This is a genomic window from Bacillus sp. CR71 (genome assembly GCF_003429245.1).
Taxonomy (GTDB): domain Bacteria; phylum Bacillota; class Bacilli; order Bacillales; family Bacillaceae_G; genus Bacillus_A; species Bacillus_A thuringiensis_S.
Genome location: NZ_CP031748.1, coordinates 3,392,318 through 3,407,412, shown reverse-complemented (window position 1 = coordinate 3,407,412; position 15,095 = coordinate 3,392,318). Strand labels below are relative to the sequence as shown.

The window sequence follows — 15,095 nt, the reverse complement described above, 5'->3', positions numbered from 1 at the left end:
AGCTAAAGAGTAATAAAAAACGTAGTGAAAAAGGCCTCAATGCTTTTACTTTTGCACAATTAAATTTCCGCATTAATAGTCTAACAAATGTGCTTGCAACAGTAGCAATTTTAGTGGCTCTTGGTGCTGGTGGAATTGCTTGTGGTATGGCATTTAAAAACAACATTATAAACATGACAGATCAAATGCGAATTTACGATTCAGTCATTCATAATCCAACTGCGGAAGAAAAGACAATTTTGGGTGGTATCTTATTTCAAGAAAAATTTGAATACCATTACAAAGTTGATGATAGGTATGTTTATTATCTTAAAGAAGATGTAGAAAAAAATCGTCCTTTCTTGCAAGGTATGAAAATAGAGAAAGTTTCAGAGGAAGTACCAATTGGTGCATTTTCAATAAAATGGGTTAAAGGAGAGATCGACACAAAACAATGGATTCAGGCTTTCAGAACGATCCAGCCAAATTATATGTATCCTGATTATGAAATCAAAATTGTAGAACAAAACATATACGATGGGTTGAAGGGGAAAGAAAGTACTGTATTTATAGGGAAAACAGATGATTTTGGATCATACATAAAAGAATGGAAAAAACTTGATGAATTACAGATAGCAAAATATAAAAATGTGAAAGCGGAAGAATTGGATAGTAAGTATCAAAAATATATTACGAGTCATGATTTTTCCAGCGGACTAATGTTTATGGGCTTTTTCGTTGGAGTTGCATTTTTAGCAATGATGGCAAGTTGCTTAATGTTTAAAGTTCTGTCGGGAGCATCAAAAGATGTAGCACGTTATCAAATGCTTCGTAAAATTGGTGTTCGCCGAGAATTATTAACAAAATCAATCTATAAAGAGTTATTCTTCATATTCTTATTCCCAGCAATTGTGGGGATTACTCACATATTAGTTGGTATGAACATGTTTGGATCGCTTTTAATCGATCCGTACTTTCGTATTTGGTTACCACTTGTTATTTTTGTAGTAATTTACTCGATTTATTACTTGATTACAGTTCAATTATATAAAGGGATTGTACTCCCGAAAAAAGATTAATGTAATGATGTTATTTATACGAAGTATAGACATAATCGGACCTCGTTTTATTGATTATTTTGAATGGGTACAAGAAATTTAGAAATAATAGGTGGACTAGCACTACAGTCCATAAACTATTTATTTTAGATTTTAAATTAAAAATTTATCTTTTATCTAAGAAGGGGCGCGGCAACGATTACTACTTTTAGGGGCCATTGGCAAGTTTTATTTAATAGGATTAATTTGTATGAGTTTTCTTTAAAGCTTGTAATGCTATAATCTCATAAGTTAAAGTTTCACCCTGAAAATCTATTATTTATAATGAGTAGCCCGAAAGAGAAAGGATTGTTGCCGTGTCCTATCACCATCAAGCAAGGTTGATAGGTATGTATGCGTCACTACGCCATATAGTAAAAATAAAGGCTCAAAAACGGCTTTTGTCGATTTAAAAGCTGCAAGGATTTGTTTAATTTTATGAAAAAAAGTAAGAATCACCAATATAATTGGCGGTTCTTACTTTTTTTTACATACATATTATTAGCATGATAGCATTAAAAATTTTTGTACGGAGAGAGAGGTTTCTATATGCTCTATGATGAAAATATAAGTTTAACAGGACGTATTGTATCGCCTGGTGAAGCGCAATATGATTCAGCACGTCAGGCGTTCAACACATTTTTTAATAGATTCCCTTTTGTTATTGTCTTTGCACAAAATACTCAAGACGTTGTGAATGCAGTACGATGGTCGTTACATAATAACGTACCTATCCGAGTACGTTCAGGAGGGCACAATTATGAAGGCTTGTCAGTTTTAGATGGTGGTATTGTAATTGATGTCAGTGAGATAAATCAAATAAAAATAGATCCAACATCAAAAACTGTTACAGTAGGAGCTGGTTGTAAAAATCTCCATCTAGCTGAGCTTCTTGGGAAAGAGGGATTAGCTATTCCTAATGGGGTCTGTCCTAAACCAGCTATCGCAGGAATAGCGCTAGGTGGTGGGCAAGGTATTCTTTCTCGACCATTAGGACTACTACTTGATCATGTCGTAGAAATAGAAATGGTTGATGCTAACGGCTGTGTATTGCAGGTTAATGATCAGGAGCATCCTGATCTATTTTGGGCTTTACGTGGTGGAGGCGGAAGTTTCGGTATTTGTACATCTTTTCGCTTTCGTACTCAGGAAATTAAGACTGTTGGTTTTGTTGAAGTTAGTTGGAGGCATCAAGATTTAAAAGCCGTTATACAGGAATGGCAAAAGTATACTCTACCTACTTCTGATAAACGCTTTACTCCTACATTATTATTGTCTTCAGAAAAGACAGCTCCTGTGTTGATGCATGGGATTTTTCATGGATCAGTTACAGACTTACAGAAATTGATACAACCACTTCTCAAAATTGGATCACCTATAAAGGTAGACATAAAAGAACTCTCTTATTTAGAAGCTATAACGTTAATATCCAATCATCAGCCTACAACTCCTTTTCCATTTAAAAGCGTAGCACCTTTTATGGATTCTTTATTACCTGAAGAAGGTATTGCTACAATTCAACATTTTATGAGTCAATCTCCACCTAATTCTACTGTTTCTATATTTTTTCAGGGCTTAGGGGGGACTGTTTCTGCAGTACCCGAGGAAGCAACTGCTTATTTTTATCGAAAAGCTCTAATGAATATGGTGTTATTTTCCACTTGGGACAAACCTGAGGGAGCTGCACAAGGGATTCGTTGGGTAGAAGCTTTTCGTCACGCGTTAATTCCTTTTACGAAAGGTGTCTATGTTAACACACCTGACCTCTCAATGAAAGATTGGTCGGATTTATATTATGGTGAAAACTTTAAACGATTGACTCAAGTGAAAGCTAAATACGATCCAGAAGATATTTTCAATTTTCCACAAAGCATTCCACCTGTTTATAAAAAATAGAAATCCTTTTCTGACCTTAAATTTTGCAATTTATAAAGAATGATAGATAATCCTTTTTGGAAATAACAATTAAAAGAGAGAGATAACATTGATTATTGACTGTATCAAAAGTTAAATCACTTCTTTACAGAAGGAGAAGGAGAATTAAGTCAATCGGATGAATAGTATAGTCCTGCTAATATCCCAGAGTATGTTATAAATGATATTGCCACTTGGGTGCAAGGAAGAGTGAAATGAAATTAGCAACTATATTTTTAAATGACTATTTTCAGAGACAACAAGTGAATTAGGGGGACTGGTTTAGAGGAATCCCCACATGAAAAGACCTGAAACTGTCTTCCGTATAGCGATAATAAAGATGTTTAATTTCTAATATAGAAAACAATAGCGTTGCTACATTCAATATGTAGTAACGCTATTTAAATTTTTTAAAACAGGGTTAAATTTTTCAAAAAAATTACCTATCAAAAATGATATTCAATTAAATTCATAAGTTTATCCCGCATTAACGGACAGTGAGACCCCCACCTCAAAATTCAGCGAGAGCAAAGAAGTGAGGTGGGGCGGGCTGCCCGTAAAAGCCCGATTGGTGAGGGCTGATAATCAGTGGGGGATGAACAAAATTCCCACTGATTAAAGTTTCACTTTATCCTTTACTGTATCTTGTAACTACATTTTACCTTGCTGTAGAGAAACAAAAAACATTTTTCTTATTCAATAATTCCAATTTCTAGAGCCTTTTGAACAGCTTCTTCTTTGTTGCGGACTCCTAGCTTTGTATAAGCTGTGGAAGCATAATTTCTGACCGTACCATTCGATAAATATAACCTTGATGCTATGGTAGTGTATCGAAGTCCCTTTGCCACTAGCTGCAATATTTCTATCTCCCTAGCTGTTAGCTCATAAGCGGTTGCTTTTGATTGTGGTGTCTCTTTTTGCTCATCAAACTTCTCAAATATTTTGTGAGACATTCCCTGATCAATCAGTGTCCCACCTTTGTGAATAAGTCGGATCGTATTAGCTAGCTCCAATGTTTCAATAGATTTGAGTAAAAAACCATCCGCACCGTTGCGAAGGGATTCCAACGCCTGTTCGGTATCCTGAAAAGTTGTGAAAATCAATACGCGGATATGTGGCCATTGTTGCTTGATTTTTTTGGTTGCTTCGACTCCATCCATGTGCTGCATATCTAAATCCATAAGTATAACATGGGGTTGAAGGCGCCCACACAAATCGATGGCTTCATTGCCATCCTCAGCTAAACCGACTACATTTAAATCTTCATATCTATCGAGTAGTGTCCTCAAACTTTCCCGAACAAATGGTTGATCGTCTACAATTAACAAACGAATAAGTCCATCTTTTATTTCAGTTTGTCGCGGTATGGTACATGTAACAAGCATTCCTTCCTCTGGCTTTGTATATACAGACAATTGACCTTGCAAGTTCATTGCCCGTTCTTTCATCGCATTCATACCAAAGCCTTCCTGCCATTCTACATTTCCTTTTCCATTATCTTGAACTTCTAACCTCGTATATTGTTCGTCAAACTGCAATGAAACTATAATTTCAGTTCCCTGACCATGACGTACTGCATTCGTAAGGGACTCTTGTAAGCAACGAATGAATGCGATCTTCGCTTGCCGAGACAGCTGATATTCCTCTCCGAATGTCCTAAAACTTACATTTACCTGAGCGTGCTCCTGAAATTCGGCTCCAAGATTTTGTAGAGATTGAATTAAGGAAGGCGATTGACATGAAGAATCCATTTGATGTAGGTAACCTCTCACGTCCTCGATACTTTTCCGTCCCATTTCAAGCAGAGAGTCTAGCCTCTGTATACCCATTTCAGTAGAAAGTTCGGTACGCAACGTTTCCATCCCCATAATAATAGAAGTATAAGCATGACCAACTGTATCATGAAGCTCACTCGACAGTCTGTTCCGTTCTTCCGCCAGTGTGATGCGTTCAATCTGAGACATATATTGCTCAAGTACCGCGTTTTGTTTACGAATTGATTCATTTTGTTTATGATTGACGATTAATAAATGAAAAGCGAAGCCCATTACATAAGCAAGTCCATAGTAGGTAACCAAAATCCAATAGCTATTACTTGGCGCAACCGCATAGAGAATTCCAGTTGTTATAAAAACTGTTGTTGGAGCTGTCCAATAATAGGACAAATGCTTACTATTCGCAGCAATTAGAAAAGCCGATATCAGAAATGTAACGTTAGCTTCCGGAAATAAAGAGGTTAAATATATACACAGTCCACCATATAGCAGTATTTCTGTGAACAAGTAATATTTGTAATTGAACAGTAAGGCTACCCATGGAATCGAGAAGGCAACAACCTCCCAAAAAATAACAATCCAAAGTGGCAATGTTAAACTATCCTGAAAATCTAATGTGGTTATGGCGATAGAGACACTAACAAGTATACGGACTCCTAACATAATCCAATCGTACCAAAACCAATACTTAACCATATCTAACAAGTCATTTACCCCCTAAATAGCCTACCTTTTTACTTCCTATAGTATAAATTAATCCTTCATGCCTTATTATACTTTTTAATTTAAAACTGCGATACTACTCACAGACTGCAAACTTCTATTGATTTAGTTGCTGAATCATACTACGTGTATAGCCCCCAATTTTCTGTGTCAAACCTTCTACTATTCTAATACTTATGGCGGTAAATACTATACCCATAAACATTACAAAGAGTGACTTGGTAAACGTATCTATCTGTATGAATATAATATTCATATCGATGTATCGATACAGTAGTGGTGCCAACAGGAACATAAGTGGCATTACATAAAAAATGATTGCACTAATAAGACTGAAAATGCCAATCACAAATTTCTGCATTAACCAATAGACAGCAGACCAAGTACAACGATCTGTAAGCACTAATTTCACCTGAGCCCAGTTCGATGTATCCATTGTTATATTTCTATCGTAAGAGTCTGTTGAAATATCTGTATAAATTTTCGTCTGTATGCGCTCGAATTGGATAAAGTGTGTGGTAGTCTGTAGTACGCGCATAATTAATGGAATCCCAACAACAGTAAATGAAAGGGTGAAACTAAATAGCAGAGCTATTAGATAAAAACAAAAATAAAACAATCCTGTAACGAAAGTTAGCAATAAAAAATAACCATTCTGGATGAATTTTGATTTCATAAAGTTCATCGCTCCTATCTATGTAATAACCGAATCATACTGCTTTTTTTGTCATTCTCACTAGTGTAAAAGTGTCATATGACATTTCTAAATGATGCTAAAAAGGGGAGAGCAGCCTACTGCTGGTTAAAAAGATGCTTATATCCCGCTATTTGCCGGGGAGTAAGACCCCCACCTCAAAATTCAGGTGGAAGCAAAGAAGTTAGGTGGGGGTCGGGCTGTCCGTAAAAGCCCGATTGGTGAGGGCTGATAATCAGTTGGGATGAACAAAACCCCTACTGAATAAAGTTTCATTTTATTAATCCTCCACAAAACAATCCCGTTTTTGCATTTGCAAGAACGGGATTGTTTTGTACTTTTATTTAATATGAGATGGACTTGTTTTTCGAATGTGAAAAATAATATCAAATTGCTCAAGCAATGATTTATCAAAGTATGTCGATTCGTTTGGGAATATTTGTCCCCCTATACTTAGTAATGGTCTTTTGGCTTTAACCCATTTCTCTGCTTGTCCTTTAAGGTGACGGTTATCCAATAAAAACATGTTATATGGTACTTTTCCGAGGGTATAGTTAAAACTATTTACATTTTGTGGAATCGCACGCGTTGTAATCTTACCTCCAGTAGAAGGATCATATTCGCTGTATAAGGTGAAATTCCCCTTCGTAGTTGTACTACCAATTGTGACATAATTATTGTCTAAACGTTCCTTCAAAAATTGCCCCGCAACATAAGGGTATAATTTCTCATCGATAATTCCTTTAGCAATATGAATATTGTGTCCCCATACCATCGTTTTACCACCAAATGTTTCTTGTGCCCACATTGCATGATCGGCCAAGTATTGCTCATGTAGCTTTAACATACTTGGATAGTCGTTAGGAATTAGCATTGTGGTAAATTTCTCTATTGCACTTGCCGTTGCTTTCGCCCAGATGTACTCGGGTGAAACTATTTCTGTGTTGGCTTGTTTATTCTCATCTTTTAGTAATCGAGCTACTCTCTCAGCGTTTGCTTTGAACTTTTCTTTTATTTCAGGAGCAAGGTCCATATATTCCTGTGTACTTCCATTAAAAGCCGACAATTCTTTATAATTTTCTTCTACTTCTGCCAGCAAATTTGGTCGATGCAGCTTTACATAATCAATTACTTTATTAAAGCAACCTTGGTCCAATTCCTTTAAGTCGAGCCCGATAAATTGGATCTTTTTTTTATTGGATGGATCGGCATTATAATCTTTCATCCACTCAATCATGGCTATAATTTCATCAGTAGGATATAACAAGTTTAAAAACTCCCTAGGGTTTCCTTTTCCTGTTTGGATATATTCATTTAGCTTTAAGCCGTTTCCCCAATCTTCTTCCATTGCGAAATTTGTAAAACCCATCTCAGTAACCAAATATTTCACAAGGCGAAATTTCATAGTGAAAATTTCAGAGCTTCCATGAGTATTCTCTCCTAATCCCACATATTGCGCGCTCCCAATCATTTTCTTAAGTGGTTTTAAATCCTCAAATGATTTTGACGGCTCTATCGTTTTTAATGGGTAAGCCTGTGATTGTATGGATTTAACTATATTTTTTTGTATTGATTGACCTGAATTTTCGACTGCTACTGTTTGAGCCTTTCCTACTTCTACACATCCTGTGACTAATAAAGCTGTACTAACCATTGCAATTATGCTTTTCTTATTCATTTTTTCCACCTCAATTGAATTATTTGTAAAGCAAGATTGATTCATTGTACTTGAACGAATCAATTGCCTTAATTCAATTGTTATCTATTCCATATCATATTTTCTAGTTACATATTGTCATAAGGTTAATTGACACAGGTCATAGACTAATCATTACACTTTTGTACTATCGGTTATGACAACTTATAAATAATAATTACATTGATGAGTCGTAAGTAAGACTAGACTATAAATTGGGGAGGGATTTTAAAGATGAATGAATCTGTATACAAAAACATTTTTATTCTAAGTTGTGTCTGTGGAAATGACAAGAAGTAAATTCGATAAACAAGTGAATGAAAGGGGAAGGGCGGATTAAAATGATATTACACGCAAAATCGTTCCACAATAAAGATAAAATCCAACGTGCTAAAATAGGACTTCAACTCTTTTTGAGTATCTTAATCATTACTTCTATTATCCTAAATGTAGTAGTAATAATTACGAAAAGTATGCCGCTTATTGTGGTATATATGTTTACCCCAGCATTATCTTCTATTTTGACTCGCATAATACTGAAAGAAGGGTTTAAAGATGTATCTTTTAGTCTCGGTAACTTAAAGATATGGAAGGGGATTGGGTTTGCTCTGCTAATCCCTATGATTATTTGTGGAATTACTTATTCTATCGCCTGGTTGAGCGGAATTGCGGGGTTTCAGTATCCCGAAGTTGGTATGTTTATTTTAGAACCGATCTACAATATGCTTGGGCTTCAGTATGTAACGGCACCATTCAACTTCATTTATCTAGTAGTATTGAGCGGCATTTTCGGAAGTTTGCTTGGCTTAATCCCGGCTTTGGGAGAAGAAATGGGTTGGCGAGGTTATATGCTCACAAGGCTAGTCGATGCAGAGTTTTCACGGCCCATCCTTATTAGTGGATTGATTTGGGCAACGTGGCATGTTCCAATAGTTATTGCTGGTCTATATGTAGCGGGACCATCTGTCGTTCTTTCAGTACTTGGTATCTATCTTTGTATTGTACCATTCAGTTATATTACAGCTTATTTACGACTTATCACAGGTAGCATTTGGCCTTCGGTTATTATCCATGCTACTTGGAATGCCATTATTCAAGGACCTTTCACACGTGCAAGTACAGGGTATCAAACTGAGATTTGGATTGGAGAATCTGGCTTGATAACCGCTATTATTATCTTGATTACTGCAATAATTACGTCTCGAATCGTAAATTTTACTAAATAGCATACGGATGTGTTTTAAATTCAATTAGTGAAATATGACGAGGCGAAATAAGATGCACCTAAAAATATTAGAAAAAATCTAGTTGAATGGACTCTTACTTAATCTTAGGCTGCTGGATATATGGGAGGCATCAAGCTAAGGGTTTAATTTATAAAAATAAACTTGATTGTCATAAAAAACATAATGTTTTTCATTTAAAGGCTATGAGATGAAATTTCATCATCTTCATCACGTTAGACCTTCAGGAAATAAAAAGTTAAACGATTATACAAATACTCTAACTGAAAAAACGATAGTCCTTTTATCAAAAATGTAGAAGGACTATCGTTTATTTTTTTGACAAAATTAGGGGGTGATGTTCATAAAATGGAGAATATAATTCGTATTTTACGTAAAGAGGAAAAATTTTCCGAATAAGATTTAGCTAATTTTCTTGATGTATAACGATTGATTGAAATTTCACTTTATGACTTGTAAAGGGATGTTCAATGCATCGTACCATTAAAAAATCTAAATTTAATCGATGAATTGCGATAAAATGTGGTCGGAAATAATGAAATTTTAGGAAAAATAAGGTACACTAGTCTATGATTTTAGTTGAAAATCGTTTGACGTTAATGCATACGGGGGAAAGATTGATGAACAACAATACAACAAATGAATCAGTTGAAGAAATTGATCAAAAACGAGTAAGATCAAAAAAACGTTATACAAATTGGAAGTTTATCGCAGTGGGTATTGGTGTAATTGCACTTCTTATTGGGGGAATGAGTTATTATCAGGCAACTCACTTCAATTCGAATGTTACAATTAATGACACAAAAGTTGGTGGTCTGAGCGCTGATCAGGCAATACAGAAATTAAAGACATCTGGACTAGCAAACAAAGTCTATGTTGATCAACAACAAATTTTAGATGAAAAAGATACAAAAACGGAACTTACGGAAAAAGATTTGCCTCAAGTTAAGAAACTATTAAAAAGTCAGTGGACATTTTTCCCTACCTCAAAGGGAGAAAATTATTCATTGCTACCAGAGAAGGCAGATCAGTATCGTAGTGAAACGATGAAAAAACTTGTAGAAGAAAAGCTCATCTCTATGAATGCAAAATTAAAAGCGCCTCAAGATGCTATGGCGAAGCTAGAACAAGGAAAAATAGTTATTTCGAAAAGTGTTGAAGGAAAACAGTATGACGTTACTAGTCTACTAAAAGATTACGATAAGCAAAAATATAAAAGCGAAATTCACCTGAAGTCTGCATACATAAAACCTATTAAAGAAGACGATCCAATTGTCAAAAAAGAGGAGAAAGCACTACAGAATCTTCTTGGGCAGTCTGTTGAGTATAAAGTGCAGAATGAAGTTTATCCTTTAAAAGCGAAAGATTTAATTCAAAATGCCTCTATGTCAAAGGATATGAAAGTTACAATTGACGCGAGCGACATTAAGAAGAAAATTATTGAAATTAATAATGCCAAATCAACATTAAATAAAGATTTCTCATTTAAAACGCATTCCGGTTCAATCATATCAGTAAAAGGGCAAGGCTACGGCTGGGCACTAGATGTTGAAAAAGAAACTAAACAAGTTCAACAAGCCTTTGAGAAAGGCGAAAAATCGCTTTCTGCTTCTAATATTCATGGAAATGGTTGGGAGAAGGAAGGTATCGGTTATAAAACAACATCGAATAATGGCATCGGAGACACATATGCAGAAGTTTCAATTGCAGAGCAACAAATTTGGATTTATAAAGATGGAAAATTAGTTGTTACAACAAATGTAGTAACTGGTAAACATAGCACGGGTGAAGATACATCACCAGGTGTTTGGTACGTCCTATATAAACGAACACCATACACGCTCAGAGGCAGCGCAGTAGGTAAAGCTGATTATGCAGTTAAAGTAGATTACTGGGTCCCATTCACAAATAGCGGTCAAGGGTTCCACGATGCCGGTTGGCGAAAAGACTGGGCAAATAATGCTTATTTAACAGGAGGATCAGGTGGGTGTGTGAACCTTCTTCCTAATGTTGCAAAAACTGTATATGATAGTTTGAACACTTATGATCCAGTTATCGTGTACTAAAAAATAGCTAAGTATCAAGAAATAAACAAAGCAGGAAATCTTACCTGATGGTATATGAAAAAAACACCTCTTGCATTCGCATACTAAGTGTGCAAATGTAATGGAGGTGTTTTTGTTTGAATATAAAAGTGTATTGCTTATAAGAAACAAAGTAGAAAGAGATTGAGAATAAGTATTCAAATAATCAATAAAATTGACAATGAATATCATTTTCACTTAATATAGAATCGTCGCATTTAATTAGACATGAATTTTTTGTTAATATAATAGATTTCTATTAAGTTGTCATATTTACGAACTATCATTAAATATTTTAAGAATTTAAACGTAGGAAAGGGTAATATAAAATGAACTGGAAAAAAGGCGGGTTATGGGTTATTATTTTTTTCGTTGTAAAAGGCACGATTTCTACACTTTTAATCGTTACAGGTGCTAAATATTTTGATTTATCATTTATGCAACTTATCTTATTAATTCTGACCTTATTAGTGATTTCTCTAATAAGTCGAAAATTGCTGTATAGACATAAACAAAACAAAAAGCAAAAAGAGCTAAATATATAATGGAGCCCCAGAGACCGTTGGATTTCTGGGGTTTTATTTCGATAGTTTTTTCGCATGTATATCAATTTAACAGAATAGGTTGTCCAAAATGATAAAATCGATGATGTTTAAAATGCGTCAGTTATTTTTACATAAGGATTGTAGAGAGCCTTTAAATATCAATCTTTATTTTGAAGCGACAGATGCGCATAAATTATGCTTGTTTTTCAATTGGTAGTTTAAATGTAAAAGTACTGCCTTCTCCTAATTCACTTTCAACTGTAATTTCTCCTCCGTGTAGTTCGACAATCCATTTTACCATAGACAATCCTAAACCTGTGTTTCCGATGTTTGAAGATGTTCGTGCTGCGTCAACTCGATAGAAGCGGTCCCATATTTTAGTAATATGTTGCTCGCTGATGCCTATACCATTATCAGAGACTTTACCTATTATGTTGGTTTCATCACGGAATAGTTGCATATTCACAGTTCCACTCGCTTTACTATAAGCAATCGCATTCGTTAGTAAATTCATTAATAAACGCATCATCAATGTTTGATCGGCTTTAATAAATAGGTCTTTCTCTATATTAATTGTTATATCAATCGAAGCCTCTTGTACCATTAATGAGAGCTCTTCTACGACGATTTCCGTTAATTCACTCATATTGATACATTCAAATTGGAAAGTATTATGGTTTCCTTGGTCAGCTCTTGCTAATAATAAAAGTTGTGAGATTAGAGTGGATATTTTACGTGATTGCTTTAAAATTACTTCTAACGATTCTTCCATTTCTTTCGGATTATTCTTCTGCGATAAAGCGTATTCGCATTGTGAAATAATAACAGATGTTGGTGTTCTTAATTCATGAGATGCGTCAGATGTAAATTGTTTTTCACTTTCAAATGATGTCTCCAATCGCTCAAACATTTTGTCAAAGGTTTGTGCTAAATGATACATTTCGTCTTTCGGTGAACCTTGTAAATTAATTCTCTTCGAAAGGTCTTTACCATCACCAATTTTACTAGCTGAATCACTCATTTGTTGCACAGGTCGAAACGCCCTTTGCGTGATAAAATATCCTCCGAATGCCGCAATAAGAATAAGTAATGGGAATGAGATGATTGTTACCACGATAAGCGTATTCATCGTTGAGGATAATTGGTTCATAGTCATTATTCCACGAACCCAGACTTGCTCATCGCCGCCTGCATTATGGAGAAAATCATATACTATCCATTCTTTATTGCCGTCTTTAATGGTTTGTATTTCATCGGATTTAAGCGATATCTTTTTATTAAAGCTTGTTGGACTATGTCCTACTAACAGCTCACCTTGTTTACTATAAATACTAATATTTACGCCATCTTCTAAGGTTTCAAAATCATCGTCAATCTTTAACTGCCCATGCTTATATTTGATATCTTCCATGCTTTCTTTTACTGTGCTCTTTAATTGATCTTTCATATTAAAAAGCAAAACTTTATCTGAAGAAGTTAAAATAAAAGCTAACACGAGTGCCATAATAATTACAATTAGCCCCGTATACCACAGGGTTACTCTCATTTTTATTGATAGTCTTTTCATGATTCTACTCGCAATACGTAACCAGTTCCTCGTACTGTATGAATTAACTTCGTTTCAAACTGGCTATCAATTTTTTTGCGAAGATAGCGGACGTAAACATCAATAATATTCGAGCCACCTTCATAGTCGTAATTCCACACATGTTGCTCAATTTTATCTCGTGTCAGCACAACTTCTTTATTACGAATCATATATTCTAAAATAGCAAATTCCTTACTGGAAAGAGTGATAACTTGGTCTCCTCGTGTTACTTTATGCATATTGCAATCTACCACTAGGTCAGCGATTTCAAACACATTAGATGTATTTCCTGTTTTTCTTCGCATTAACACTCGAATTCTTGCTAACAGTTCGTCAAAAGCAAACGGCTTTACTAAATAATCATCCGCACCTAAGTCGAGTCCTGTTACACGATCATCAATTGTATCTTTAGCTGTAAGAAGCAAGACAGGAGTTGTATTATTGTCCGCGCGTAATCTTTGTAATACTTGTAAACCATCTATTCCTGGAATCATAATGTCAAGCACAATCAAATCGTAGGTAGCCATGTTTATATAATCCAAGGCATCTTCTCCATTCCCACATGCATCGACACTATAATGTTCTGCATTTAATCGTTTTACCAATATATTTTGTAAGTCTTGTTCATCTTCGACAATAAGAACTCGCATTAACATTCTCCTTTTCTTCTTATTAATATGTATCACTATAATTCCAAAACATTAAAGCAAGATTAGAAACGATTTAATTATATCATTTTATCCAGCATTAACGGGCAGTAAGACTCCTCCTTCAAAATTCGGCGAATGCGAGGGAGTTAGGGGAAGTCGGGCTACCCGTAAAAGTCTTCACTTTATTTTTTTATACATTAATCTTCCTTTAATGTTTGTTCAGTAATATAAAGGCAAGGATAAGGTGCACATGTAAAGGGAGGAAAACAGAATGCGAAAATGGATGCTGATTGGAGCGATATCTTGTGTATTGTTAACAGCTTGTTCTACTCAAGCTGTTAACAATACAGAAGTGCAACAACTGAAAGTGGAAAATGATAAATTACAAAAAGAAGTTGCTCAACTACAACAAGAACCAAACAAAACAGAGCCTGCTACGAATGATACGAAGCAAACACAAGATTTCAAAAACGAAGTCACATCTATTGTAGAAAAGGCAAATAACACGAAACCAGTTGGAGCAAAAGAAGATAACTTAAATATGTACTTGGCAACAAAAAAAGAAATTGACCAATTGGATGACAAGATAGATCTATCTGATAATCAGCTAGAAGCAGATTATCACGCTGGAACGATAACTGTTGAACAATATCAAACGCAAGAAAAAGAACACGATATACTGGAAGATCAATTAGAGCAAGCAGAAAATGCGCTTGAAGCAAGATTTGGAATAGAGGAGTAATCATTAAGGAGTGGATGAAAATGTTAAAGCATAAAAAGAAAATAATTATAAGTGTAATTGCTATTTTAGTAAGTGGTATTGCTATTGTTGGTGGATATTATGGTATGGGTTACAATTATGCAAAAAAGAATGAAAACTACACAGAGAAACAAGTTCGTGAAATTTCTTTAGCTCATACAAATGGAGAAATTATTAATGTGAAAAAAGAATTCGAATTAGAAGATGATAACTTAGCACAATCAAAATTTGAATATGAAGTAGAAATCAAGACACCTGATAATTTGTTAAATATTTTAAAGGTTAGTGCTAGAACGGGTACAATAGAAATCGATAATGAAGATTGAAAAAATATCGACAAATAAAA

Annotated in this window: 11 protein-coding genes and 2 pseudogenes; 8 read left to right on the top strand and 5 right to left on the bottom strand. The window is 34.9% G+C overall.

Going from position 1 to position 15,095, the window contains the following annotated elements; genetic code table 11:
* The 3 genes and pseudogenes from DOS87_RS17150 to DOS87_RS17140 all read left to right on the top strand — a co-directional run.
* Positions 1–1,058: pseudogene (locus tag DOS87_RS17150) on the top strand (ABC transporter permease); the annotation flags it as partial.
* Between the two features lie 567 nt (positions 1,059–1,625).
* Positions 1,626–2,972, top strand: coding sequence for an FAD-binding oxidoreductase (locus tag DOS87_RS17145; RefSeq protein WP_000964999.1), 1,347 nt, complete (start codon positions 1,626–1,628; stop codon positions 2,970–2,972).
* Positions 2,973–3,014: 42 nt separating this feature from the next.
* A pseudogene (locus tag DOS87_RS17140) lies at positions 3,015–3,209 on the top strand (hypothetical protein); the annotation flags it as partial.
* 473 nt (positions 3,210–3,682) lie between these two features.
* Here DOS87_RS17140 and DOS87_RS17135 read toward each other — a convergent pair.
* From DOS87_RS17135 to DOS87_RS17125, 3 genes are all read right to left on the bottom strand, one after another.
* Entirely contained in the window at positions 3,683–5,470 is a 1,788-nt protein-coding gene (locus tag DOS87_RS17135) for a helix-turn-helix transcriptional regulator (protein ID WP_000886420.1), read from the bottom strand.
* A gap of 115 nt (positions 5,471–5,585) precedes the next feature.
* Positions 5,586–6,164 (bottom strand): sensor domain-containing protein, encoded by a 579-nt coding sequence (locus tag DOS87_RS17130; RefSeq protein WP_098578211.1) that lies wholly within the window; start codon positions 6,162–6,164, stop codon positions 5,586–5,588.
* Positions 6,165–6,522: 358 nt separating this feature from the next.
* Positions 6,523–7,860, bottom strand: coding sequence for an erythromycin esterase family protein (locus DOS87_RS17125; RefSeq protein ID WP_017763373.1), 1,338 nt, complete (start codon positions 7,858–7,860; stop codon positions 6,523–6,525).
* 359 nt (positions 7,861–8,219) lie between these two features.
* On the opposite strand from DOS87_RS17125, the gene DOS87_RS17120 reads away from it, so the two are divergent.
* The 3 genes from DOS87_RS17120 to DOS87_RS17110 all read left to right on the top strand — a co-directional run bounded on the left by DOS87_RS17120 (position 8,220) and on the right by DOS87_RS17110 (position 11,751).
* A complete protein-coding gene (locus DOS87_RS17120) occupies positions 8,220–9,104 on the top strand; it encodes a CPBP family intramembrane glutamic endopeptidase (protein ID WP_017763372.1) in 885 nt (294 codons plus the stop codon).
* A gap of 638 nt (positions 9,105–9,742) precedes the next feature.
* The gene (locus DOS87_RS17115) at positions 9,743–11,188 is read left to right on the top strand and encodes a L,D-transpeptidase family protein (RefSeq protein ID WP_001064075.1); all 1,446 of its coding nucleotides are present in this window, start codon (positions 9,743–9,745) and stop codon (positions 11,186–11,188) included.
* 347 nt (positions 11,189–11,535) lie between these two features.
* Positions 11,536–11,751 (top strand): hypothetical protein, encoded by a 216-nt coding sequence (locus tag DOS87_RS17110; protein ID WP_001104104.1) that lies wholly within the window; start codon positions 11,536–11,538, stop codon positions 11,749–11,751.
* A 193-nt stretch (positions 11,752–11,944) separates the two neighbouring features.
* On the opposite strand, the gene DOS87_RS17105 is transcribed toward DOS87_RS17110, so the two are convergent.
* Entirely contained in the window at positions 11,945–13,318 is a 1,374-nt protein-coding gene (locus tag DOS87_RS17105) for a sensor histidine kinase (protein ID WP_000826690.1), read from the bottom strand.
* The gene (locus tag DOS87_RS17100; RefSeq protein ID WP_001264526.1) at positions 13,315–13,989 is read right to left on the bottom strand and encodes a response regulator transcription factor; all 675 of its coding nucleotides are present in this window, start codon (positions 13,987–13,989) and stop codon (positions 13,315–13,317) included. Before DOS87_RS17100 ends, DOS87_RS17105 begins: the two co-directional genes overlap by 4 nt.
* Before the next feature lie 271 nt (positions 13,990–14,260).
* Between DOS87_RS17100 and DOS87_RS17095 the strand changes: the two genes are divergently transcribed.
* Together DOS87_RS17095 and DOS87_RS17090 are read left to right on the top strand one after the other, a co-directional pair.
* Positions 14,261–14,731, top strand: a complete 471-nt coding sequence (locus tag DOS87_RS17095; RefSeq protein ID WP_001233663.1) for a hypothetical protein — start codon at positions 14,261–14,263, stop codon at positions 14,729–14,731.
* A 20-nt stretch (positions 14,732–14,751) separates the two neighbouring features.
* Positions 14,752–15,075, top strand: a complete 324-nt coding sequence (locus tag DOS87_RS17090; RefSeq protein ID WP_000912129.1) for a PepSY domain-containing protein — start codon at positions 14,752–14,754, stop codon at positions 15,073–15,075.
* The last annotated feature ends 20 nt before the right edge of the window (positions 15,076–15,095 follow it).

Excerpts from the sequence above, each read along its gene's own strand:
- DOS87_RS17110 (WP_001104104.1), top strand. The coding sequence starts at position 11,536 with ATGAACTGGAAAAAAGGCGGGTTATGGGTTATTATTTTTTTCGTTGTA.
- DOS87_RS17095 (WP_001233663.1), top strand. The coding sequence starts at position 14,261 with ATGCGAAAATGGATGCTGATTGGAGCGATATCTTGTGTATTGTTAACA.
- DOS87_RS17115 (WP_001064075.1), top strand. The coding sequence starts at position 9,743 with ATGAACAACAATACAACAAATGAATCAGTTGAAGAAATTGATCAAAAA.
- DOS87_RS17105 (WP_000826690.1), bottom strand. The coding sequence starts at position 13,318 with ATGAAAAGACTATCAATAAAAATGAGAGTAACCCTGTGGTATACGGGG.
- DOS87_RS17100 (WP_001264526.1), bottom strand. The coding sequence starts at position 13,989 with ATGCGAGTTCTTATTGTCGAAGATGAACAAGACTTACAAAATATATTG.
- DOS87_RS17120 (WP_017763372.1), top strand. The coding sequence starts at position 8,220 with ATGATATTACACGCAAAATCGTTCCACAATAAAGATAAAATCCAACGT.
- DOS87_RS17125 (WP_017763373.1), bottom strand. The coding sequence starts at position 7,860 with ATGAATAAGAAAAGCATAATTGCAATGGTTAGTACAGCTTTATTAGTC.
- DOS87_RS17145 (WP_000964999.1), top strand. The coding sequence starts at position 1,626 with ATGCTCTATGATGAAAATATAAGTTTAACAGGACGTATTGTATCGCCT.
- DOS87_RS17090 (WP_000912129.1), top strand. The coding sequence starts at position 14,752 with ATGTTAAAGCATAAAAAGAAAATAATTATAAGTGTAATTGCTATTTTA.
- DOS87_RS17130 (WP_098578211.1), bottom strand. The coding sequence starts at position 6,164 with ATGAAATCAAAATTCATCCAGAATGGTTATTTTTTATTGCTAACTTTC.